The organism is Streptomyces sp. NRRL B-24484 (assembly GCF_000717715.1).
Lineage (GTDB): Bacteria > Actinomycetota > Actinomycetes > Streptomycetales > Streptomycetaceae > Kitasatospora.
In genome coordinates, this window is sequence record NZ_JOAI01000049.1 from 35,515 (window position 1) to 57,711 (window position 22,197).

At 76.2% G+C, this 22,197-nt stretch carries 20 protein-coding genes and 1 pseudogene; 14 read left to right on the forward strand and 7 right to left on the reverse strand.

The genetic code is table 11. The annotated features are described in order from the left end of the window. The first annotated feature begins 6 nt into the window (after positions 1-6). The 3 genes from IE98_RS0133935 to IE98_RS0133945 are packed head-to-tail and all read left to right on the forward strand — an operon-like array spanning position 7 to position 1,842. Complete coding sequence (locus tag IE98_RS0133935) at positions 7-558, forward strand: cysteine hydrolase family protein (RefSeq protein ID WP_030275632.1); 552 nt, start codon at positions 7-9, stop codon at positions 556-558. Positions 559-598: 40 nt separating this feature from the next. Next, positions 599-1,489 (forward strand): hypothetical protein, encoded by an 891-nt coding sequence (locus tag IE98_RS0133940; protein WP_159401157.1) that lies wholly within the window; start codon positions 599-601, stop codon positions 1,487-1,489. 23 nt (positions 1,490-1,512) lie between these two features. Further along, entirely contained in the window at positions 1,513-1,842 is a 330-nt protein-coding gene (locus IE98_RS0133945) for a hypothetical protein (RefSeq protein ID WP_030275634.1), read from the forward strand. Between the two features lie 61 nt (positions 1,843-1,903). On the opposite strand, the gene IE98_RS0133950 is transcribed toward IE98_RS0133945, so the two are convergent. Further along, positions 1,904-2,236: an FAD-dependent oxidoreductase gene (locus IE98_RS0133950; protein WP_030275635.1), complete on the reverse strand. Its 333-nt coding sequence runs from the start codon at positions 2,234-2,236 to the stop codon at positions 1,904-1,906. A 143-nt stretch (positions 2,237-2,379) separates the two neighbouring features. Between IE98_RS0133950 and IE98_RS0133955 the strand changes: the two genes are divergently transcribed. Further along, positions 2,380-2,652, forward strand: coding sequence for a hypothetical protein (locus IE98_RS0133955; protein ID WP_030275636.1), 273 nt, complete (start codon positions 2,380-2,382; stop codon positions 2,650-2,652). A gap of 72 nt (positions 2,653-2,724) precedes the next feature. On the opposite strand, the gene IE98_RS0133960 is transcribed toward IE98_RS0133955, so the two are convergent. From IE98_RS0133960 to IE98_RS0133970, 3 genes are all read right to left on the reverse strand, one after another. Beyond that, positions 2,725-4,050 (reverse strand): cytochrome P450, encoded by a 1,326-nt coding sequence (locus IE98_RS0133960; RefSeq protein WP_234443782.1) that lies wholly within the window; start codon positions 4,048-4,050, stop codon positions 2,725-2,727. A 128-nt stretch (positions 4,051-4,178) separates the two neighbouring features. Continuing rightward, the gene (locus IE98_RS43490; protein ID WP_052391348.1) at positions 4,179-5,198 is read right to left on the reverse strand and encodes an ion transporter; all 1,020 of its coding nucleotides are present in this window, start codon (positions 5,196-5,198) and stop codon (positions 4,179-4,181) included. A gap of 135 nt (positions 5,199-5,333) precedes the next feature. Next, a complete protein-coding gene (locus tag IE98_RS0133970) occupies positions 5,334-5,927 on the reverse strand; it encodes a helix-turn-helix domain-containing protein (RefSeq protein WP_030275639.1) in 594 nt (197 codons plus the stop codon). Between the two features lie 83 nt (positions 5,928-6,010). Here IE98_RS0133970 and IE98_RS52355 point away from each other — a divergent pair, with 83 nt between their 5' ends. After that, on the forward strand, positions 6,011-7,894 hold the full coding sequence (locus IE98_RS52355) for an FAD-dependent oxidoreductase (RefSeq protein WP_030275640.1): 1,884 nt from the start codon (positions 6,011-6,013) through the stop codon (positions 7,892-7,894). 80 nt (positions 7,895-7,974) lie between these two features. On the opposite strand, the gene IE98_RS0133980 is transcribed toward IE98_RS52355, so the two are convergent. Beyond that, a complete protein-coding gene (locus tag IE98_RS0133980) occupies positions 7,975-10,065 on the reverse strand; it encodes a SpoIIE family protein phosphatase (protein ID WP_030275641.1) in 2,091 nt (696 codons plus the stop codon). Between the two features lie 202 nt (positions 10,066-10,267). On the opposite strand from IE98_RS0133980, the gene IE98_RS0133985 reads away from it, so the two are divergent. The 3 genes from IE98_RS0133985 (at position 10,268) to IE98_RS0133995 (ending at position 13,486) form a co-directional block, all read left to right on the forward strand. After that, entirely contained in the window at positions 10,268-12,136 is a 1,869-nt protein-coding gene (locus IE98_RS0133985) for a tetratricopeptide repeat protein (protein WP_052391349.1), read from the forward strand. Between the two features lie 362 nt (positions 12,137-12,498). After that, positions 12,499-13,134 (forward strand): hypothetical protein, encoded by a 636-nt coding sequence (locus IE98_RS0133990; RefSeq protein ID WP_052391350.1) that lies wholly within the window; start codon positions 12,499-12,501, stop codon positions 13,132-13,134. A gap of 4 nt (positions 13,135-13,138) precedes the next feature. After that, entirely contained in the window at positions 13,139-13,486 is a 348-nt protein-coding gene (locus tag IE98_RS0133995; protein ID WP_030275644.1) for a hypothetical protein, read from the forward strand. A 48-nt stretch (positions 13,487-13,534) separates the two neighbouring features. Here the strand turns inward: IE98_RS0133995 and IE98_RS0134000 are convergent, their stop codons facing one another. Beyond that, positions 13,535-14,350: a hypothetical protein gene (locus tag IE98_RS0134000; RefSeq protein ID WP_234443783.1), complete on the reverse strand. Its 816-nt coding sequence runs from the start codon at positions 14,348-14,350 to the stop codon at positions 13,535-13,537. Between the two features lie 127 nt (positions 14,351-14,477). On the opposite strand from IE98_RS0134000, the gene IE98_RS0134005 reads away from it, so the two are divergent. From IE98_RS0134005 to IE98_RS0134040, 6 genes are all read left to right on the forward strand, one after another. Further along, entirely contained in the window at positions 14,478-15,749 is a 1,272-nt protein-coding gene (locus IE98_RS0134005) for an MFS transporter (protein ID WP_030275646.1), read from the forward strand. A gap of 526 nt (positions 15,750-16,275) precedes the next feature. Continuing rightward, positions 16,276-18,321, forward strand: coding sequence for an elongation factor G (gene fusA / locus IE98_RS0134015; RefSeq protein ID WP_030275647.1), 2,046 nt, complete (start codon positions 16,276-16,278; stop codon positions 18,319-18,321). Between the two features lie 213 nt (positions 18,322-18,534). Beyond that, complete coding sequence (locus IE98_RS0134020; protein ID WP_030275648.1) at positions 18,535-19,596, forward strand: TIGR03617 family F420-dependent LLM class oxidoreductase; 1,062 nt, start codon at positions 18,535-18,537, stop codon at positions 19,594-19,596. A 71-nt stretch (positions 19,597-19,667) separates the two neighbouring features. Beyond that, the gene (locus tag IE98_RS0134025; protein ID WP_030275649.1) at positions 19,668-20,399 is read left to right on the forward strand and encodes a TetR family transcriptional regulator; all 732 of its coding nucleotides are present in this window, start codon (positions 19,668-19,670) and stop codon (positions 20,397-20,399) included. A 510-nt stretch (positions 20,400-20,909) separates the two neighbouring features. After that, entirely contained in the window at positions 20,910-21,656 is a 747-nt protein-coding gene (locus IE98_RS45340; RefSeq protein ID WP_159401158.1) for a hypothetical protein, read from the forward strand. Further along, on the forward strand, positions 21,653-21,991 hold the full coding sequence (locus tag IE98_RS0134040) for a winged helix-turn-helix domain-containing protein (protein WP_030275651.1): 339 nt from the start codon (positions 21,653-21,655) through the stop codon (positions 21,989-21,991). The genes IE98_RS45340 and IE98_RS0134040 overlap by 4 nt, the downstream gene beginning before the upstream one ends. Before the next feature lie 93 nt (positions 21,992-22,084). On the opposite strand, the pseudogene IE98_RS47125 reads toward IE98_RS0134040, so the two are convergent. Beyond that, positions 22,085-22,197, reverse strand: a pseudogene (locus tag IE98_RS47125) (electron transfer flavoprotein subunit alpha/FixB family protein); the annotation flags it as partial.

Below are 22,197 nucleotides of genomic sequence, written 5' to 3' on the forward strand. Positions count from 1 at the left end.
CCCGCCGTGACCGGCACCGCCCTGCTCGTGATGGACATCCAGGTCGGCATCGTGAGCCGCATCGACGAACCCGACTACCTGCCCCGGCTCGCGCGCGCCGTCGACGCCGCCCGGGCCGCGGACGTCCCCGTGGTGTACGTCGTGCTCGGATTCCGGCCCGGCCACCCCGAGGTCGCCGCGCGGAACAAGAGCTTCGGCGCCCTGCCGCCCGGCGCGTTCACCCCCGCGGACCCCGGCGCCGCCGTCCACCCCGAACTCGCACCCCGCGGGGGCGACCTCGTGGTCACCAAGAAGCGGATCAGCGCCTTCGCCGGCAGCGACCTCGACCTCGTCCTGCGCGGCTCCGGAATCGACCACCTGGTGCTCACCGGCATCGCGACCAGCGGCGTGGTGCTCTCCACCGTCCGCCAGGCCGCCGACCTCGACTACCGTCTCACCGTCCTCTCCGACGGCTGCGCCGACGCCGACCCCGAGGTCCACCGGGTCCTCACCGGCAAGGTGTTCCCCCGTCAGGCCGAGGTCACCACGGTCGAGGAGTGGCTGACCACGCTGAAATGAGGGCGATCGCGCCGCAGCGGCACCCTGCTAGATTCCGATCATGGACACCGGGGTGGGCGGACGCGAGCTGTACGAGGGCCTGATGGAGGTCGCCGGGCCGGGCGCCCACCGGGAGGTCGCCCTCCCGTGGCTGGCCGAGACGGGCAGCGCCTACCGCGACCGGCTGCACACCGCGGCCGCGTGCAGCGGCTGGTGGCAGCACCGCCGCACCGACCACCGGGTCGGCGTGCTGTACGGGGAGCTGTACGCGCTCGGCCGGGTGAGCGACCTCCTGCTGCTCGCCCGGCAGACGCCCGCCGGCCCGTGGGACCCGGGCGTCGAGGGGCTCGCGTTCTCCGACGAGGAGTACCTCGACCTGTTCACCGGCCTCGGCATGACCCCGTTCCGCGGGGGCGGCTTCGACCCCTTCCTGCACGAGATCGTCGAGGTCGAGCAGGCCGAGGACCCGGCGGCGCCGATCGAGGTCACCGAGGTGCTCTGGCCCGGCCTGATGCTCGGCGAACTGCTCTTCTCCCGGGCCGGCGTCCGCGTCCGGGCCGGTGCCGCGCACGCCCGGCGCGGCGTCGCGGACCGCTCGCCGCTGTACTGGTCCTTCCGGCGCCGCCACCGGCGGACGGTCGACCTCTCCCAGGGCTGGGGCGGCAACTCGCAGTGGTCGACGGACCTGCGGCTCGACTACCGCACCCCGTCCGGCGACCACCTGAACGTCGACGGCGACCGCCCGATCGACGGCAGCACCACCCTGCCCGCCGACCACCCGGAGAACCTGAGCCCCCGGGAACGGCTGCTGACACCCCGGGAGCGGCGCGACCTGCTCCGCCACCGCTGCCTGCTGCGGACGCCCGAGGCCGTTGCCGAACTCGACCGGGACGCGCCGTGGGACCTCGAGTTCCTGCCCTTCGACTGGCGGCTCCCGACCGCCGGGGAGTGACCCGGCGGCGCCGCGAAAACGCCTTGCCGCCCACCCCGGGCGGCGTCCTCGGCATCGAACGCGACGGCGAGTGGGTCCGGCCCCGGCTGGGCGTCGCGGTCGCCGAACTCCTCGCCGCACGGACCGAGGAGGACCGGCCGCTGCCCGCGGGGTGGACGCTGGCGGACGTCCGGCGCCTCACCGGCAGTCCGGACGCCCGCATCCTCGACACCCTGGGCCGGGTCACCCTGCACGGCGCACCGATCACCGCCGACCTCGCCGTCGGGTGGGACGGCCTCTGTGTGGTCCGCGACACCGAGGCGCGACACCGAGGGCGGCTGGTACTTCGGCGACCTGGTCTCCGACGCCGGTGACGTGTCGTGCTGGGGGAGCTCCGGGCCGGACCTGGTGACCGCCCTGCGCTTCGTCTGACCGTCAGGCGTCCGGGGTGCCCCCGCCGTCGGGCCGGAAGAACCTGAGCAGCCCGGCCGCGCCGTCCTCGGACATCAGCATCGCCATGATCCGGGCCGACTCGCGGGCCGCGACGGCGCTGCGTTCGAACATGGCGGTCTCGTAGCGGCGGACGGCCCCGGCGAGGTCGTCCGGCGCGGCGGCGATCTCCCGGGCGAGTTCGGCGGCGTCCAGCATGGCGGTGTTGGCACCGAGGCCGACCGGGGGCATCAGGTGGGCGGCGTCGCCGAGCAGCGTCACGCCGGGCACGGCGGGCCAGGTCAGCCCCACCGGCAGCGCGCTGAGCGGGCGCGGCACGAACGGCTCGTCGCAGGCCTCGCCGGGCTCGACATCGTCCTCGACGGCATCGCCGCCGGACTCGCGCCCACCGGCTGACCGCGGCGCGTCCCGGGGGCGCGCCGCGGCGGGGCGCTGTCGGTGGCGGCTGCCATCCTGCCGTCATGGACGAGCACCTGATGCGCGGCCGGGTCTACGGCGCCGACTACGACGATCCCGACCCGGGGCCGCAGCCCGGGCACGCCTACCGCGAACTGGTCGCCGGCCCGCTCGACGGGCTGCTGCTCGACGTGACGGGCTGGACGGCGGACCACCTCGCCGAGGGCGCCGCGCTGCCCACCGAGATCGGGTCCCACGGGCCCGGCGGCCGCGCCCTGTACGCACCGCGCCCCGGTGACCCCCGGCACTGGGACTGGCGCGGCGACACCCCGCCCTGACACTCCCCGCCCTGACACCCGCCACCGGCCGGCGGTCCGCGGGGTGCGCGACGGTGCGCCCGGCCGCGGCGGTCAGCCGGCCCGGGTGAGCACCGCGGGCACCGGCCCGCCCGGCCGCACCACCATCCCGAAGGACGGCTCCGGGGCCGGCCCGACCGTCGCGGCCTCGAAGGCCGGCAGCAGCAGCTCCAGCAGCGCGACCGTCTCCCGCAGCGCGAACTGCAGGCCCAGGCAGGCCCGCGCGCCGAGGCCGAACGGCAGGTAGGCGCCCGGATCGGACGGCCGCCGACCGGGCTCGCTGAACCGCCGCGGGTCGAAGGCCTCCGGCTCCGGCCACAGCCCCGGGTCGCGGTGCACCAGGTACGGGCAGACCAGCACCTCGCTGCCGGCCTCGACCCGGAAGCCCGCCAGCAGGTCGTCCTCCGCCGCGTGCCGGGGCAGGAGCCAGGCCGACGGGTAGAGCCGCAGCGTCTCGCTGACCAGTGCCTGCAGGGCGGCGCGGCGCTCGGGCGAACCGGCCGGCCCGGCCGCCAGCGTCCGTGCCCGGACCTCCGGCTCCTCGGCCAGGAACAGGTACAGCCAGGTCAGCGTGGTCGCCGTGGTCTCGTGCCCGGCCACCATCAGGGTCACGAACTCGTCCCGGATCAACCGGTCGGTGTACTCGGGGCGGTTCTCCGCCGCGTCCAGCAGCACGTGCAGCAGGCCCGGACCGTGCGGGCCGGGCGGCGCCGACCGGGCCGCCGCGATCGCGCCGTGCACCACCGCGTCGATCCGCGCCAGCTCCCCGGCCACGGCCGAGCGGGCGTCCTCGGCGTTCGCCGGCAGCACCGGCAGGACGGCCACCACGGCCTCCAGCGCGCCGAGTTCGGCCACCGTCCGGTCCTCCAGCGGATGGCCCGTCAGCGAACGCCAGATGGTGTCCAGGGCGAAGCGGTGCATCTCCGCGCGCAGGTCCACCACCCGGCCCGCGTCCGCGTGTTCGGCCCACCGGGCGGCGGCGGCCCGGGCGGCCGCGGCGATCCGCTGCTCCCAGCGGCGCATCCCGGCGCCGGTGAACTGGCACTGCAACAGCCGCCGTTGCGCCCGCCAGGCCTCGCCGGAGGCGGAGAGCACGCCGTCGCCGAGCAGGATCCGGCCGCGGTGCGAGCGCTTCACGTAGCGGTCGGGGTGGCGGCCCAGCACGTGCTGGACGGCCTCCGGGCCGGTGACCAGCACGGTCGGCCGCCCGTCCGGTCGACCGTCGGGCCGGACACCCGCCACCGGGCCCAACCAGGCCACCCGGCGGAGCAGTTCGGGCATGCCCAGGCCCGCAGTGCGCCACCGCTCCACCTCGGCGGACGGCAGCTCCGGCAGCGCGGCTCCCGCGACGGGAGGGGGCGGGGGGATCTGGGTGGCCACGGGCTACTCCTGCTCGGATCGCCGCCCCGGGGCAGCTCGGACCTGCCGGCGCTGCGTATGCTACCGAACGCGCACCGTCGCCGAGCCGGGTTCGGTGAGGACGTCCAGCCGCGGGCCGGCCGCGCCGGTCAGGCCACCGTGTCCACGCTCGCGGCGGTCACCGCGGCACCTGCGCCGGCGCCGACCGCCGCCCCGGCCGGCCGCCCGGACGATCCGTCAGGCCCGGCCTGCCCCGCCGCCGCGCCCAGTCCCGCCTCCAGTTCGGCGAGGGCGAGCCGGACGGCGGTGATCCGCCCGCGCAACTCCTCGGCGTCCGCCGCACTGCCGGGAAGCCCGACGCCCGGCGCCGCCGGCACCGGGTCGGGCCGCACCGGGTCGGACCGCACCGGGTCCGACTGCCGGGCGGTCTCCTCGGCCTCCAGGGCGCGGGCCTCGTCCAGCGAGTTGAGCACCACGCCGATCAGCACGTTCACCAGCACGAACGAGGCCAGCAGGACGTACGAGGCGTAGAAGAGGACGCTCAGCCGGGAGATCTCCAGGCCGGCGTGGACGGCCTCGCCGAGCCCGTCGAGGGTCATCAGCAGGAAGAGCGTGAGCAGGGCCCGGCCGATCGAGCCGTAGTGCCCGGGGTCGCTGTCCGCGAAGCAGACCCAGCCGACCATGGCGTAGACGTAGAGCACCAGGGCGCCGACGAACAGGAAGCTCACCGTGCCCGGCAGGCTGCGGCCGACCGCGACCAGCAGCACCCGCAGCTGCGGCAGGAAGCGCGCCGTCCGCAGCACCCGGGCGAGCCGCAGCAGCCGCAGCACGGTGGTGTTCTCGCGGACCAGCGGCAGGAAGGCCGAGGCGAGGACGGCCAGGTCGAAGAGGTTCCACGGGTCGCGCAGGAACCGCCCCGGCCGGTCCGCGTGCGCGCCCAGCCGCAGCAGCATCTCCACGGTGAACACCCCGAGGCAGGCCCGCTCGGCCAGCTGCAGCGCGTGCTGGTACTCGGCGGCCAGGCCGCTGTACGTCTCCACACCGAGCAGCGCGGCGTTGACCAGGATCGCGGCGAACACGGCGAGCGAGAAGGCCGGCGCCTCCGTCACCGTGCGGCAGCGCGCCGCGAGCCGGGCCCGCCCGGCCGGTGAACCCCAACCGCTCTCCACGCCAACCCCTCCACGGCCGATCCCGGACGCACGCGGCCGCCGCGCGCCGACGGCACCCGGTCGAGCCGCGCGCCATGCCCCTCAACGACCACCGGCCCCACGGGTCACTCCCGGCACACCCGTCCCGGTCGCCGCTCAGTCCCCGGACGGTCGGGCCCGGACGTGCATCCGCTCGCCCTGCGCGCCGAACAGCGAGAGGAACTCCACCGGCCGGTCGCCGGCGTTGGCGAACCCGTGCGGGGCGCGGGTGTCGAACTCGGCCGCCTCGCCGGACGCGAGGACGAGGTCGGTGTCGCCGAGTGCCAGCCAGAGCCGCCCGGACAGCACGTACAGCCACTCGTAGCCCTCGTGCGTGCCGAGGCTCGGCCGGGTGCCCTCGGGCAGCGGGCGGACGGGCAGGATCTGCTTGTAGGCGTGCAGGCCGCCCAGGTGCCTGGTGAGCGGCACGAAGGTCTGGCCGTGCCGGGTGAACGGCTGCGGGTGGATCCGCGGGTCGCCGGTCGGCGGAGCGCCCACCAGCTCGTCCAACTGCACCCCGTACGCCTTGGCGAGCGGCAGCAGCAGCTCCAGCGTCGGCCGGCGCTGCCCGGACTCCAGCCGGGAGAGGGTGCTCAGCGAGATGCCCGTCTCCTCGGCCACCTCGGCGAGGGTCGTGCCCCGCTTCTGCCGCAGTGCCCGTAGCCGGGGTCCCACACCTGCCAGTACACCGCTGATGTCGTCGTCCGCCATGCCTCTATTTGCTGGTTCGGCAAGAATGTTTGTCAAGCCGGCGAAGGTCCGCCGACGATCGAGGAGAACGGAGGTACACCCCCATGACGACAGACACCCCGCACCCTTCCGGCCCGCCCGCGGACGCCGAGCCGCAGTACGACACCGTGGTGGTCGGCGGCGGCGCCGCCGGACTCGCCGGTGCCCTCACCCTCGCCCGGGCCCGACGCTCGGTGCTCGTGGTCGACGACGGCCGGCCCCGCAACGCCCCCGCCGCCGCAGTGCACGGCTACCCGACCCGGGACGGCGTCCCCCCGCAGGAGCTGCTGGCCGCGAGCCGCGCCGAGGCGGAGGGCTACGGGGCGGCGTTCCGGGCCGGCACCGTCCTCGGCGCCGAGCGCCTCGACGGCGGCGGCTTCCGGCTCGCGCTGGCCGACGGGACGGCCGTCCGCGCCGCACGGCTGCTGGTCGCCACCGGCCTGGTCGACGAGCTGCCCGAGGTGCCCGGGCTCGCCGAACGCTGGGGCCGCGACGTGCTGCACTGCCCGTACTGCCACGGCTGGGAGGCCCGCGGCCTGCCGGTCGCCGTGCTGGCCACCGGCCCGCTCGCCGTGCACCAGGCGCAGCTGTGGCGGCAGTGGACGGACGACGTGACGCTGATCCTGCACACCGCCGGGGAGCCGACCGGCGAGGAGGCCGCCGGCCTCGCCGCCCGCGGCATCGCCGTCGTGCCCGGCGAGGCGGTCGGGCTGGAGACCGCCGACGGCGCGCTGACCGGTGTGCGGCTCGCGGACGGCCGGACGGTCGACTGCCGGGCCCTGGTGGTCGCGCCGCGCTTCACCGCCCGCGGCGGCGTGCCGGCCGCCCTCGGCCTGGAGCCCGTCGACCTGCTGAAGGACGGCCTGGTGATCGGCAGCCGGGTCGAGGCGGACGCCACGGGTGCCACGGCCGTCCCCGGCCTGTGGGTGGCGGGCAATGCGGCCGACCCGTCCGAGCAGGTGGTCGGCGCCGCGGCCGCCGGCGTCAGGGCCGCCGCCGCGATCAACGCCGACCTGGTCGCCGAGGAGGTCCGCCGGGCCGTCGCCGCCCGCCGCGACCCGTTCGGGGCCGCCGGTGAGCAGGAGGTGTGCGAGCGCGTCCTCGGCGAGCGCCGGCACGGACTCGACGACCCGGCCGGGGCCGCGGGCGAGCAGCCGGACGGCGCCACCGCAGTGTTCTGGGACTCGCTCTACGGCGAGCGCGAGCGGATCTGGAGCGGCCGGGCGAACGGGGCGCTCGTCCGCGAGGTGACCGGCGAACGGCCCGGCCGCGCCCTCGACCTGGGCTGCGGCGAGGGCGCCGACGCCGTCTGGCTGGCCGAGCAGGGCTGGCGGGTCACCGCCGTCGACATCTCCGCCGTCGCGCTCGGCCGGGCCGCCGAGCACGCCCGGGAGGCCGGTGTCGCCGGGCGGATCGAGTTCCGCCGCGCGGACCTGGCCGAGGCCTTCCCCGAGGGCAGCTGGGACCTGGTCTGCGCGCAGTACCTGCACTCCGAGGTCGAGCTGCCGCGGGACGCGATCCTGCGCAGGGCCGCCGCGGCGGTCGCTCCGGGCGGCACGCTGCTGGTGGTCGGCCACGCAGGTCCGCCGTCCTGGCAGCAGCCGGGCGCCGACGGCGACCCCGGCCACGGCCACCGGCACGGTCACGCCGGGCACGGCCACGCCGGAGGCCCGAAGGACGGCCACGGGAACGGGCACCACGCGGACGGGCACCACGGGAACGGGCACCACGCGGACGGGCACCACGGCGGTCAGCGGGACGGGGAGCACCGGACCGGGCACGGCGCACCGCTGCCCACGCCCGCCGAGGTCCACGAGGCGCTGGGGCTGCCCGCGGGGGAGTGGGAGCTGCTGACCAGCGAGGAGTACCAGCAGCCGATGACCGGCCCCGACGGGCGTCCGGCCGCCCGGTCGGACAACACGCTCAAGCTGCGCCGGCTGCCCGTCTGACGGGGCGTCCGCCGCCGCGGCCGACCCGGCCGCGGCGGCTCCGGCACCGGAGGGCCCGCCGGGTCGAAGCCGAAGACGGGTCAGAGCGGTCCGGCCTGGAGGAGCAGCGTGGCGATGTCGTCCCACCGGCGGCCCGCCCGGCGGGACCGGGCGACCAGTTCACGGACCGTCACGTCGAGGTCGCCGGAGAGCGAGCGGTCCAGCTGCCCGGCGAGCGCGGCGATCGCCCGGCCCAGGTCGGTGCCGGGCGCCTCCACCAGCCCGTCGGTGTACAGCAGCAGCAGGGCGCCCGGCTCGAACGGCGCCTCGGTGATGGGGTAGACGGCGTCCGGGTCGATGCCCATCGGCGGGCCCGGCGGGATGTCCAGCACCCGCGACGGACCGCCCGGCGGCCGGAGCACCGGCGGCGGGTGTCCGGCGCTCACCAGGTACGCCCGGCCCGCGGCGAGGTCGAGGTGCGCGTACAGGCAGGTGGTGAACAGGCCCGGATCGAGGTCGCACAGCAGCCGGTTGGTGCGCACCAGCACCTCCTCCGGCGAGGCGCCCGCGGCGGCGTGCACGGCCGTGCGGACCTGGCCCATCAGCGCCGCCGCGGGGAAGCTGTGCCCCTGGACGTCGCCGATCACCGCCGCGGCGGCCTGCGGGCCCAGCCGGATCAGGTCGTAGAAGTCGCCGCCGACGTCCATCCCGCGGGTGGTCGGCAGGTAGTGCGCCGCCACCCGCAGGCCGTGCACGGTGGGCAGGGTGTGGGGGAGCAGCGCCTGCTGCAGGTCGTGCGCCAGCTGGTTCTTGGTGTCGTACAGGTGCGCCCGGTCGAGGGCCTGGGCGATCAGGCCGGCCAGTGAGGTGAGCACCGTCCGCTCGTCCGCGGCGAAGGGGTGCGGCCGGTCGTAGGAGAGCAGCAGGCAGCCGACCGGACGGCCGGAGGTGATCAGCGGCAGCACCGCCCAGGCCTGCTTCCCGGTCACCTGCGGGACGTCGGGGTAGGCCTCCGCCAGCTCCGCCGAGCTGCCGTAGAAGCCGGGGATCCCGGTGGTGAGCGCCCGCACCGTCGGGGTGTCCCGGACCTTCAGCGGGATGTCCTCGAACCGGGCCATCGCGTCGTCGGTGTAGCCCCGGTAGCCGGTCACCAGCAGCCGGCCGTGCTCGGCGGTGAGCAGCGCCAGCCCGTCCGCACCGAACGAGGGCAGCACCTGCTCGGCGACCAGCGAGACCACGTCGTCCACCGACACCGCCTCGGTGAGGGCGGCCGCGAGGTGCATGATCTGGTAGATCTGCCCGGCCCGGGAGACCGGCACCGGCCGGGACGGCGGCACCGGCTCCGGGCCGTGGTCGGCCGGGGTGATCCGCACGCTGATGCCGTCGCCGGACGGGTACAGCCGGAAGGCCAGCCACCGGTCGGGCGGCCGCAGCGCGGTGAACGCGGCGGGCTCCCTGCTGATGATGGCGGCCCGGTACCGGTCCTCGTACGACGGGTCGTCCAGCCACGGCAGCGCCTGCCAGGGCAGGGCACCGAGCAGCTTCTCCGGGCCGGCGCCGAGCAGCGCGCAGGCCGAGTCGGTGAGGAAGACGATCCGCCCGTTGAGGTCCATCCCGCAGCTGCCGCCCGGCAGCCGCTCGGCGAAGCCCCGCGCGGGGGTCTCGGGCAGCTTCGCCGCGGCCAGCCGCAGCGGCAGCACCCGCGGCCGGACGGGCACCGCGGGCGCGGCCTCCGCCAGCAGTTCGCCGAGGCGCGCGCAGCCCGCGGTGACGACCGCCCGCTCCGCCTCGCCCAGGTACTGGGGGTGGGCGCTCGGCCACAGCAGCAGCAGCGCGCCGACGCACCGGCCGTCCGCCTCCACCGGCGCCGCGGCCAGCGCGAAGTGGTACGGCATGGTCACCGCGGACCGCGGGTACTCCCGGGCGAAGTCCTGCTGGCTCCCGGCCCACACCAGGGACCGCAGCCGGACGGCGTCGGCGACCGGCACGGGCGCCGTCACCGCGACCCGCGTCCACGGTGCGACGAACTCGGCCGGCAGGCCCCGCACCACCGCGAGGTGCAGCACCTCCTCGTCGGCCGGCAGCAGGTACAGGCACCCGGACGAGGCTCCGCACAGCTCCACGACACCGGTCAGCGCGCCGTCGATCCGCCTGTCCCAGCCGACCGGCCCCCGGTCAGCGGCGGCCGGCACGGGGGGCTCCCCGCAGGCCCGGAACGCCTGGTGGCCGGGAGGACCGCGCAGGCCACAGCATCAACCGGACAACGCCCATACCAGCGACGCTACGCCCGCCGCCCCGGCCGGGCACCCCGGCACCGCCGCGCCCCCGCCGCCCGGGCCCCACCGGACCGGCGGATACGCTCGGCAGGTTGTGGACGGAGACGGAAGGCGGAGCATGGGCCACCCGGAACACGGTGACGGGTCGCTGGAGGCCCGGGGCGAGGTGGCACTCGCCCGGCTCGCCCTCGACGCCGGCGACCTCGCGCACGCCGCCGGACACCTCGCCGAGGCGGTCGTCCACGACCCGCAGCAGCCCGACGTGCACGAGGCGCTCGCCGAACTCTGCGCCCGGGCCGGCGGCGCCGCGGCCGCCCGCGCGCACTTCCCGCTCGACGGCCAGGTGTACCTGGGCGCCCTGGTCTGCCGGGCGCACGTCGAGGCCGCCGCCGGCGACTGGGACAACGCCGTCGGCCTGCTCGCCGCCGCGATCGGCTTCGAACCGGCCCGGCCCTGGGCGCACGCCGCCTGGCTGGCCCGCGAGGACCTGCCCGACCTGGTCGACCCGCAGAGCGCCGCCGAGGCCGTGCCACGCGCGCTCGGCGGCCTCCCCGACCCGCTGCCCGAGGAGATCCGCGAGGCCGTCCGGCCGTTCGACGCCTTCGTCCGGGCCGCCGCACGCCGCCACCCCGACCACGCCCTGCTGCTCGCCCTCGCCTCCGGGCTCGTCCGCCGTACCGGTGACACCGCGGAGGCCGTCCGGCTCGCCGAGCGCGCCCACCGGCTGGCACCCGGCCACGTCGCCGCCGTGATGCTCGGGAACGCCCTGCGCGCCCACGGCCGGCCCGACCGCGCCCTCGCCGTCTGGGAGGCCGAACTCGCCCGCGACCCGTCCGACAGCCACCTCGCGGTCGACGTCGCCGAGCTCTACGGGGCCACCGGCCGCCCCGCCGAGGGCCTGCGGTGGCTGGACGGCGTGCTCGCCGCCGAACCCGACCACCCCAAGGCGGCCCCGGCCCGGCACGGGCTGCGGCACCGGATCGACGGCGGCACCGCGCACCTGCTCGCCCTCGCCGACCACCACCGGGACCACCCCGACCACCCGTACGCCGCCGACCTGCTCGCCCACCTCACCCGGCAGCTGCCGTGGCTCGGGGCGGTGCCGGGCGGCGGCGAGGCCACCGTGAACGTGCTGCGCCGCCTCCTGGAGTCGTCGCCCCCCGGCCCGGACGGCGCGCCGGTGTTCGCCGTCTCCCACCTGGAGGCGCCCAGCGCGGTGGCGGCCGTCCGGCTGGCCCTCCCCACCGCCCGGGTGGCCTTCAGGGAGGTGCCCGAGCCGGACCCGCGGCTGCCGCTGCGGCCGGTCGCCACCCGGGTGTGGACCTGGCGGGGCGCGGAGCCGTCGCCGGCCGTCCCGCCGCCCTCGGCCGCGGCCGCCGAACTCGTCCGGGACACCGCCGAGATCGTCTGGCCCTCGCCGCCCGCCGCCTACGACCACGCCGTCCGGCTCGCCGGCCTCGACCCCGAGGACCTGGTCGCCGTCCTCGCCCACCCGCCCGCACCCCGCGCCGACGACCTCGGCCGCGCCCTGCTCGCCCACCAGCCGGAGCTGTGGGTGCGCGCCGTGCAGTCCTTCGCCTGTCTGGGCCTCGCCCACCACCGCACCGACCAGCCCTGGGAGGGTTCGCGGCGCCGCGCGATCCTGCTCGACCTGCTGCTCGGCCCCGAGGACTGGACGGTGGAGGCCGCCGGCTTCGCCCTGGTCGCCGTCGCCTGGACGCACCCCGGGGCCCGCACCGACATCGCCGAACGGCTGGTCGAACGCCTGCACCACGCGGCGGCGGCCGCCCGGAGCCGCGAGGTGGCGATGCTGCCCTCGCTCTGCGCCCTCGTCCTCGCCTGTCCCTGGGCCGACCCCGCCGCCCTCGACCTGGCCCGCCGCCTCACCGCGGCCGCCCCCGCCCCCGCCGCGGCCCCGGTCGCCGAGGGGACCGGGGCGACGGCACCCCGGCGGGGCCTGCTGCGGAGGCTGTTCGGCCGGCGCTGAGACCCCGGCGGCCCGGACGGTCCGGACCCGGGACGCGACCGCCCCCGGCCACTTCCGGGCTCGACTCCGGTCGCTCGCAACCGGTCTGACCTGCCGACATGTTCGGCTTGTTGGCATGTTCCAGCTGCATCAGGACGGGCACATACCGTCCGACAGGACGTCGGGAACGCCCGCGGAGGCCCACCGCCGCGCGAGGCCGCCGGCGTCGAGCACGACCCCTGCCGAACGACGACCGGGCGGCGCGCGCCAGCCGCGCGCCGATCCCCGCACGCCACCCCCAAGGCCCCCAGGGCCGTCGCAGCCGCCCCCCGGGGCGGTGCCGAACCGTGCCGCGACGCCCGCCGCACCACGAAGGGGTACCGATGGCCGACCTCTACCTGCCCGGCGCCGAACGGCGCCAACTCGACGACGCCCCGATGGCCGGCGACGGCGGATCCCGCACCATCTGGCACATCACCTGGGACCGCAACGCCACCGCCGACGCCCCCGCCGACCTGGTCCCGTTCGACACCCTCGCCGACTACTTCGCGGGCTCCGGCTCCGGCGCGGCCCCGCACCTGCTCTGGGACCCGTTCACCGGCCGGTGCGTGCAGTTCTTCGCCGCCACCTCCCGCAGCAAGTCCGTCGTCAACGCCGCCGGCGGCGTCGAGACCAATCGCAAGGGCACCGTCTGCGTCCAGATCGAGAGCCTCTTCTTCCCGTACTGCCGGGTCGGCGGCAAGGTCTACCCGACCCTCGCCGACGCGCCCTGCACCGGCCTCGACCGGATCGTCCCCTGGCTGCGCTCCTGGGGCGTCCCCGACGTCTGGCCGATGGGGCCACCCACCTGGTCCGCCAACCGCTCCGCCACCGTCTGGGACACCCGCAGCGGCCACTACGGCCACTCCCAGGTGCCGGAGAACGACCACACCGACCCCGGCCCGATGCCCGACCTCTTCGGCAGCGCGCCCACCACCACCCCCGCCGACCGGCGGCGACTCGACGAAGAAGTGAGGTGACACCGTGGCACTCGTGATCGGCCGGATCGAGCCCGGCTTCCTGGACGGCCACCCCGAGAACGGCACCCTCGTCCCGCTGCCGCCGCAGAACGGCGGCGCGGTCGGCTGGGGCCAGGTCTACCTGTCCTTCGGCTGCGACTTCGGCGACGCCCAGCTGCGCATCGCCGTCTGGAACGACACCTCCCGCTCCTGGCGGGTCTCCACGCTCGCCGTCACCGCCGCCGGCGGCCGGGTCGGCGTTCCCGTCCAGGACGGCGACTCCAAGGTCTCCGTCGGCCGGGTCAAGGCCTCCGCCACCGACACCGGCCTCTGCCCGGTCGGCTACCTGATCGAGGTGGTCCTCCGCGCCTGACCCCGCCCTTTTCCGCCGGATCCGCCGGGCTTGGGCTCCGGCCGGGGCTCAGGCACGGGGCCGGAGCTGGTGCAGCGTGTAGCCGCGGCCCGCCGGGTCCAGCCGACGGGTCGCCGTGGTGAACAGCTCGGCGGCCCGCCGGTAGGAGAGCCGGCTGCGACCGGTGTACGGGCAGCGGTCGGCCGCGGGGGTGCCGGCCGTCGCCCGGCGCTCGGTCAGCAGCAGCGGCCCGTCCGAACGGCCCGCGATCAGCAGCGGCAGCAGCCGTGCACTGGACGCCCGCCAGTGCACGACCGGCCGGCCCGGGTACGGCCGGCTGCGCCGGTGCAGCAGGTCGAGGTCGTCCACGTTCAGCGCCAGCACCGTCTCCACGCCGGCGCCGCTCTCGTTCAGCAGCCGCCAGGTCAGTTTCTCCCGCAGCGGCACCCGCAGCGCCAGCACCGCGCGCAGCTCCTCCGGGCCCAGTGCCGCCCCCGACGGGTCCGGCAGCTGCGGCGGCCGCAGCCCGGCCGCCGGATCGGCGGCGAGCCACCCCTGCCCCCGCCACCAGCCGAGCGCACCGCGCAGGATCGACAGCTCCCGGTTGAGGGTGCGCGGATCGGCCTCCGCCGCGCGCCGTTCCAGCGCCGCCCGCAGCAGCTCCGCCGCATCCGCCCCGTCCAGCACGGCGAGCGGCAGCACCGGCGGCACGGCACCCCGCCGCGCCGACCCCGCCGGGACCGGCCGACCGGCCAGCAGCCAGGACCAGTTGGCCAGTGCGATCCGGTACACCCGCCGCGAGCCCTCGCCGAGCGGCGCCGCGGCGAGATAGCCCTCCACGGCGACGGCGTACTCCACCGGTGTGTGGCTGTCGCAGTAAATCACCCCGTCATTAGAACACTGCAATCGCTCTCAACCTCCGCGGGGGTCGTTTACTGCGGAACCCGATCGTTGCGCCGCCAAGGCTCAAGAATGCTTGTGCGGAACGGCTCAGCACCGCGAGACTCCCGATGTGATCCCGAAGACCTCCGGACGCCCGTCCCTGCTGCGCGAACCCGCCTTCCGCCGCTACTGGCTCGGCCGCACCACCTCGCTGCTCGGCTCTGCCATGGCCTCGGTCGCCGTCGCCTTCGCCGTCCTCGGAAGCGGCGGCGACGGCACCGCACTCGGCGCGGTGATGGCCGCGCGGATCCTCCCCGTCGTCCTCGTGCTGCCGGTCGGCGGCATCGTCGCCGACCGCCTCGGCGCCCGCCGGACGGCCCTCGCCGCCGATGCACTGCGCTGCGCCGTCCAGGCCGCCCTCGCCGCCCTGCTGATCACGGACCGGCCGCCGGTCTGGGGCACGGCCGCGCTGGTCGCCCTCTGGGGGATCGGCGAGGGATTCTCGCTGCCCGCGCTCGCAGCCCTCGTCCCCGCCCTCGTCCGCGACCCGGCCCGCCTCGCCGACGCCAACAGCCTGCTCGGGCTCGCCCGTTCGACCACCACCGTGGCCGGACCGGCGCTCGCCGGACTGCTGGTGGCGGCCACCGGACCCGCCGCCGTGCTCACCCTCGACGCCGCCTCCTACGCGGTCGGCGCGCTCGCCCTCGCCACGGTCGGCGTGCCGGCCGTCCCCCGCGGCGCGCCCGACACGCTCCTCGACGACCTGCGGAACGGCTGGACGGAGTTCCGCTCCCGGACCTGGCTCTGGCTGACGACCGTCCAGGCGGGCCTGTTCAACCTGCTGGTCTGGGCGCCGTTCCTCGTCCTCGGCCCGCTGATCGCCCAGCAGCGGCTCGGCGGCGCCGCCGCCTGGGGCACCGTGATGGCCGCGTACGGCGCCGGTGCCGTCCTCGGCGGACTGCTCGTGCTCGGACGCCGCCCCCGCCGGCCGCTGGCCGTCGCCACCGTCACCGCCCTCGGATGGGCGCTGCCCTCCGCCGCGCTCGCCGCCGGCGCCGGCACCGCCTGGACCGCCCTCGGCGCGCTGGGCGCCGGCGTCAGCACCGCCGTCTGCGACACCCTGTTCACCACCGCCACCCAGCAGCACGTACCCGCCGAGGCCCTCGGCCGCGTCCACTCCTTCGAGGCGCTCGGCGCCTTCGTCCTCGGCCCGATCGGCCTCGCCGGCGCCGGCCCGCTCGCCGCCCGCCTCGGCGCCGGGCACGTGCTCGCCCTGGGCGCCCTCTGGCAGGTCGCCGCCTGCGCCGCCGTGCTCGCCGTCCCCGCCGTCCGCACCCTGCGCGCTCCCACCGCCGCGGAATCCCGACCGGCCGTCAGGCAGACCGTCCCGTCGCCCGACTGACCGGACGTCGCGCGGCCGCCGAAAATCGCGTGCCCTCCGACCGCCGCCGTCCCTAGACTCGCCGCGAACCGCGCGCCACAGGTCAGGTGCGCGCCACGACGAGTCGAGGGGAGCCGAGCCGTGCGCAACCGCACCGCCGTCGTCGTCCCCTCCTCGCGCTACGAGGTGATCCTGGTGTCTTCGTCGACCCGGTGCAGGCTGCGCGGCCCGCACCGGAGGTCCGTGACGAACGCCTGAGCCCCGCCCCTGCCTGCACCGACCCCCACCGGACCCCCGGCGGGGGCCGGCACCACCGCGGCCGATGCCGCGCCGGCAGGCAGCCGCCCGTCCAGGGCCGGGGGCCGCTCCGCGCGCGTCTCCGGAAATCGCGCGCCCAACCTCCCGAACCACCGAAAGGCACCGGGCCGTGCGCACCGACCTGACCCGACCCACCGTCACCACGTCCACCGGCAGCACGTCCACGGGCAGCACGTCCACGGGCACTGCTCGCACGGGAACCGATCCCGGCGGCACCCGCCCCGCCGGGCTGCCGGCACACGTCCGCAACCTGGGCATCCTCGCCCACGTCGACGCCGGCAAGACCACCGTCACCGAGCGGGTGCTCTACCTCACCGGCGCCGTCCACCGGCGCGGCGAGGTCCACGAGGGCACCACCGTCACCGACTTCGACCCGCAGGAACGCGACCGCGGCATCACCATCTTCGCCGCCGCGGTCAGCTGCTCCTGGGACGGCCACCGGATCAACCTGATCGACACACCCGGCCACGTCGACTTCTTCGACGAGGTCGAACGCTCGCTGCGCGTCCTCGACGGCGCCGTCGCCGTCTTCGACGCCGTGGCCGGTGTCGAACCGCAGAGCGAGGCCGTGTGGCGGCAGGCCGACCGGCACGGCGTGCCCCGGATCGCCTTCGTCAACAAACTGGACCGGGCCGGCGCCGACCTCGACACGGCGGTCGCCTCCGTCCGGGACCGGCTCCACCCGGCCCCGCTGGCGGTGCAGCTGCCGATCGGCCGCGAGGACGGCTTCACCGGCGTCGTCGACCTGCTCCGGATGCGCGCCCTGGTGTGGACCGACGGCCGCGACGGCTGCGAGGAGGGCCCCGTGCCCGAGGCGCTCCGCGACGAGGCCGGGCGGCGCCGCCGTGCGCTGGAGGAGGCCGTCGCCGAACTCCACCCGGCCGCCCTGGAGGAGTTCTGCACCCGCGGCACGCTCTCCGCCGAGAGCCTCGCCGCGGCGCTGCGCGACCTCACCCGCACCGGTGAGGCCGTCGTGGTGCTGTGCGGCTCCGCCTACCGCAACCGCGGCATCGAACCGCTGCTCCAGGCCGTCGTCGACTACCTGCCGTCCCCGCTGGACGTGCCGGCCGTCCGCGGCACCCTGGACGGCACCGAACAGCACCGGCCCGCCGACCCGGCCGCGCCGTTCGCCGCCCTCGCCTTCAAGGTCAACGCCACGGCCACCGGCCGACTCACCTACCTCCGCGTCTACTCCGGAACCGTCACGAAGGGGGACACCGTGCTCGACACCGCAACCGGCCGCACCGAGCGGATCGCCCGCATCGTTCGGGTCCAGGCCGACCGGCACGCCGAGACCGACCGCGCCGCCGCCGGCGACATCGTCGCCGTCGTCGGCCCGAAGACGACCCGGGCCGGGTCCACCCTCTGCGCCGCCGCGGCACCGCTCGTCCTCGAACCCCCGACCACCGCCGACCCGGTCGTCTCGGTGGCCGTCGAGGCCCGCCGCACCACCGACACCGAACGGCTGGCCACGGCCCTCGCCCGGCTCGTCGAGGAGGACCCGTCCCTCACCGTCCGCACCGACCCCGAGACCGGACAGATCCTGCTGTCCGGCATGGGGGAGCTCCACCTGGAGGTCGCCGTGGAGAAGATCCGCCGCACCAACGGCCTGGAGGTCGCCGTCGGCCGCCCCAGGGTCTCCTACCGGGAGACCGTCACCGAGGGCGTCACCGGGCTGGTCTACCGGCACGTCAAGCAGGACGGCGGCGCCGGCCAGTTCGCCCACCTCGTGCTGGACGTGGAACCGCTGGAGCCGGACCCGCAGTCCGGTCCCGGCGGTGGCACCGGGGCCGTCCGCTTCGAGTTCCGGTCCACCGTCACCGGCGGACGCGTCCCGCGCGAGTACGTCCAGGCGGTCGAGGCCGGCTGCCGCGACGCCCTCGCCGAGGGGCCGCTCGGCGGCCACCAGGTCACCGGCCTGCGGGTCACGCTCACCGACGGCGCCACGCACGTCAAGGACTCCTCCGAGACGGCGTTCCGCACCGCCGGGCGGCTCGGCCTGCGGGAGGCGCTGCGCGCCGCCCGGATGACCCTGCTGGAACCGGTGGTCGAGGTCACCGCCACCGCACCCGACGACGCCGTCGGCGCGGTGATCGGCGACCTCGCGGCCCGCCGCGGACGCGTCACCGGACAGACCGCCCGGGCGGGCACGGCCCAGGTCACCGCCACCGTCCCGCTGGCCGAACTCTTCGGCTACGCGACCCGCCTCCGCAGCCGCACCCAGGGCCGCGGAACCTTCACCACCCGCCCCGCCGGCTACGCTCCCGCCCCCTGAGGCCGGGGCAGGGCCGGACCAAGGGGCGCGGGGAGTGCGCAATCGGGATGGGGTGCGGTACGGACCAGGGCTCGGCCCTGATGCGCAGCGACACCCACCCCCGGACCGTGCAGTTCTCCCGCGCCCCCGGGGTGACTCCTCAGCCCGTCATGATGGACACCGGCCGGTCGCGATCACGTGCGGCCGGCCGGTGTCCCGACGGAGGAGAAGCCCATGTCCGAGACCGCAGCCCCGCTCCGCCTGGAGGCGACCTCCGTCGGTCGGCCGGCCGGCATCCCGGCCGCGGCCGTGGAGGCCGAGCGCCGCGGCATCGACCGCTTCACCCTCTCCGAGACCTCCTACGACCCCTTCCTCCAGCTGGCCCGCGCAGCCGACCGCACGGAGGAGATCGAACTCGCCACCGGCGTGGCCATCGCCTTCGCCCGCACCCCGATGACCCTCGCCTACGAGGCCTGGGGCGTGCACGAGGCCTCCGGCGGCCGTGCCGTGGTGGGCCTCGGCTCGCAGGTGAAGCCGCACGTGGTGCGCCGCTTCGGCATGCCCTGGGGCAGCCCGGCCGCCCGGATGACCGAGTACGTGGCCGCCGTCCGGGCGATCTGGCACAGCTGGCAGACCGGCGAACGCCTCGCCTTCCGCGGCGACTTCTACAGCCACACCCTGATGACCCCGGTGTTCGCGCCGGAGCCGGTCGAGACCGGTACGCCGCCGATCCTGCTGGCCGGTGTCGGCCCGCTGATGGTCCGGGCGGCGGGCGCCGTCGCGGACGGCCTGATCTGCCACCCCTTCAGCTCGGTGCAGCACCTCGCCGACACGGTGCTGCCCGCGGTGCGCGGGGCCCGCGCAGGGGCGGAGGCCGCTGCCGAGCCGTGGACGGCCCGCCCGTTCGAGGTGGTCGGCTCGGTGCTCACCGCCACCGGCCGCACCGAGGAGGAACTGGCCGCCAACGTCCGCGGAGTGCGCGAGCGGATCGCCTTCTACGCCTCGACCCCGGCCTACCGCCCGGTGCTGGAGGCGCACGGCTGGGGCGGACTGCACGAGGAGCTTCACCCGCTCTCCGTCCGCGGCCGCTGGCAGGAGATGGGGGAGCTGATCGACGACAAGGTGTTCGAGGCGTTCGCCGTCGCGGGCGAACCGGCCGAGGCGGCCCGGGAGATCCACCGCCGGTACTCGGGCCTGGTCACCCGGCTCTCCGTGCACGCCCCGGACGGCGCCGACCCCGACCTGATGCTGGACGTCCTCGGTGAAGTCCGGCGGATCGACGACGCCTCGGAGTGATGTGCAACACCGAGTACCGCCATAGCAGTGCACTGAGTGCCCTGTCGCGTGATTGGTGCTAGGTTCACGGCATGAGCAACCCGCAGAAGACCGAGGGGGAGGCCGCGGCCGCCACCGGGAAGCCCGCGATGCGCGACTCCCTGATCGCGGCCGCCTTCCAGCTCTTCCTCGACCGGGGTTACGAGCAGACCACCATCGACGACATCGTCGGCCTGGCCGGCGTCGGCCGCCGCTCGTTCTTCCGCTACTTCCCCTCCAAGGAGGACGTGGTCTTCCCCGACCACGAGCAGTGCCTGGCCGACATGACGGCCTTCCTGCAGGACAGTGCGGACAGCGACGACCCCGTCCTCAAGGTCTGCGACGCCGCCCGGCTCGTCCTGCGGATGTACGCCGAGAACCCGACCTTCTCGGTGCAGCGCTACCGCCTCACCCGGAAGGTCCCGGGCCTGCGCGCCTACGAACTCTCCGTGGTCTGGCGCTACGAGCGCACCCTCGCCGACTACCTGCGCGGCCGGTTCGCCGCCCGCAAGGACGGCACGCTGCGCGCCGACGTGGTCGCCGCGGCCGTGGTCGCCGCGCACAACCACGGCCTGCGCTCCTGGCTGCGCGCCAACGGCCAGGGCGACGCCGAGGCCGAGGTGGACCACGCCCTCGAGTACGTCCGCAACGCCTGGCCCGCCAAGCCGCAGGCCCAGCCGGCCGTCGAAGAGGAGGAGGACGACGTGGTGGTCGTCATCGCCAAGCGCAGCACCCCGATGTGGCGCGTCGTCAGGGACGTCGAGGCGAGCCTGCGCCGCGACTGAGTCGTCCCGACTCCTTGTCCCCGGCGCGCTCCGCGCCGCGACTGAGTCGTCCCGACTCCTTGTCCCCGGCGCGCTCCGCGCCGATCGACGACATGACCCGCGCGCCCGGGGCGATCCGCCGCCCGGCCGCATCCGTCGGCTCTCGGCCCGCACCAATCCGGCGGTGCATCGTGTCGAGGCGCTCTCGACGGACTACTACGTGTTCCCCGGTGCCACGGCGTGGGCGTTGCGGCGGTACCGGGACTCCGCCCTGTCGCCGGGACGCCGTCCCCCGTACCCGTAGGACGCGGAGCGTCCGTGCCGCGGGTGTTCCTTCGACGACGCGCGGCACGCGCGGGACGTCCTCGACGAGGTCGTGCGGGAGCTGCCCGGCGGTGCCCGCGAGAAGCCGGGGCGTCGGGTGGCCGTGCTGGACGCCGCCTACCTCCGGCGCACCCCGCCGGACCCCTTCGCCGACCGGTGCCGGTGAGGTCTCTTGCCCCAAATGGTTTGTGATGCAAAGCTAACTGCATGACAGATGCCACGGTGCCGTCGTCGGGCACCCCTCGTGACGTCCTTGCCGGCCTCGATGCCCTGACCCGCAAGGTCCGTGCCGCGCAACGCGGCACCTGGTTCCCCCTGCTGCTGCTCGGCCTGCTCACGCTGGGCGGCGTCCTGGTCGGCCGCCTCACCTTCGAGGTCTCGACCGTGCCCTGTCCCGCGGCCGAGGCCGCGGCAGGCGCCGGCTGCACCCTGATCAAGCAGGGCTCGCCGGTCTACTGGCCCGTCGGACTCGCCCTCGCCTACGCCGCGACGGCGGTCTTCTACATCCGGCGCTCCCGCAACCGGGGCGTCGGCACCCCCGTCCGGCCGTACGTCCTGACCGGGATCGTCCTGGTCGGGGTCGTGAGCGCGACCGCGTACTGGAGCGTGCGCCAGGGCGTGCCGCAGCCCGGTGATCCGGTCGACCTCTGGGGTCTGCGCCTCGACCCCGGCTCCGGGGTGACGAGGTTCGTCGAGCGCCTCAACGGGAACGCCGCAGCCGTCGGACTGCCGCTGCTCGTGCTCGCCCGGGCGGAACGCAGCCGCGCCCTGCTGCTGCTCGCCGCGGTGTACCTGGCGATCGAACTGGTCCCGCTCACCACCGGCTGGGCGGGGATCGACACCGCCTCGCCCTGGTCCCTGCTGCCCCGCTACGGCGTGCCCGGCGCGCTGCTCCTGCTCGGGGCCCTCGGGTTCGGCCTGGCCGAGCTGTCCGGCAGGCGCCGCGCGGCATGAGCGACGAGCCCGAGCAGCATCCCGTCAACGGCCTGGACGACGTGGTCCACCAACGCGTCCGGCTGGGCATCCTGACCGTCGCCCACCAGGCGCGCCGCGTCGAGTTCGGCTTCCTGCGCACGACCCTCGGCCTCACCGCCGGCAACCTCAGCCAGCACCTGGCCGTCCTGGAGAAGGCCGGCCTGGTCGCCGTCGAGAAGGGCTACGAGGGCAGACGGGCCCGCACCTGGCTCTCCCTCACCCCGGCCGGCGACCGCGCCCTCCGCGAGGAGGTCGCCCAGCTCAAGCGCCTCATCCAGCAGATCGAACAGACCGACCCGGCCGCGGAGTCCTGACCGCGGCGAGGACGCAGAACGCCCGACCGGGAAGCCCGGTCGGGCGTTCTGCGTGCGGTCCCGCGCGGCCCGGACGGCCGGGCCGCGGTCGGGTCAGCGGCCCTTGGCCTCGGCGGTGAGCTGGGGCAGGACGGTGAAGAGGTCGCCGACGACGCCGTAGTCGACGAGTTCGAAGATCGGGGCCTCGGGGTCCTTGTTGATGGCGA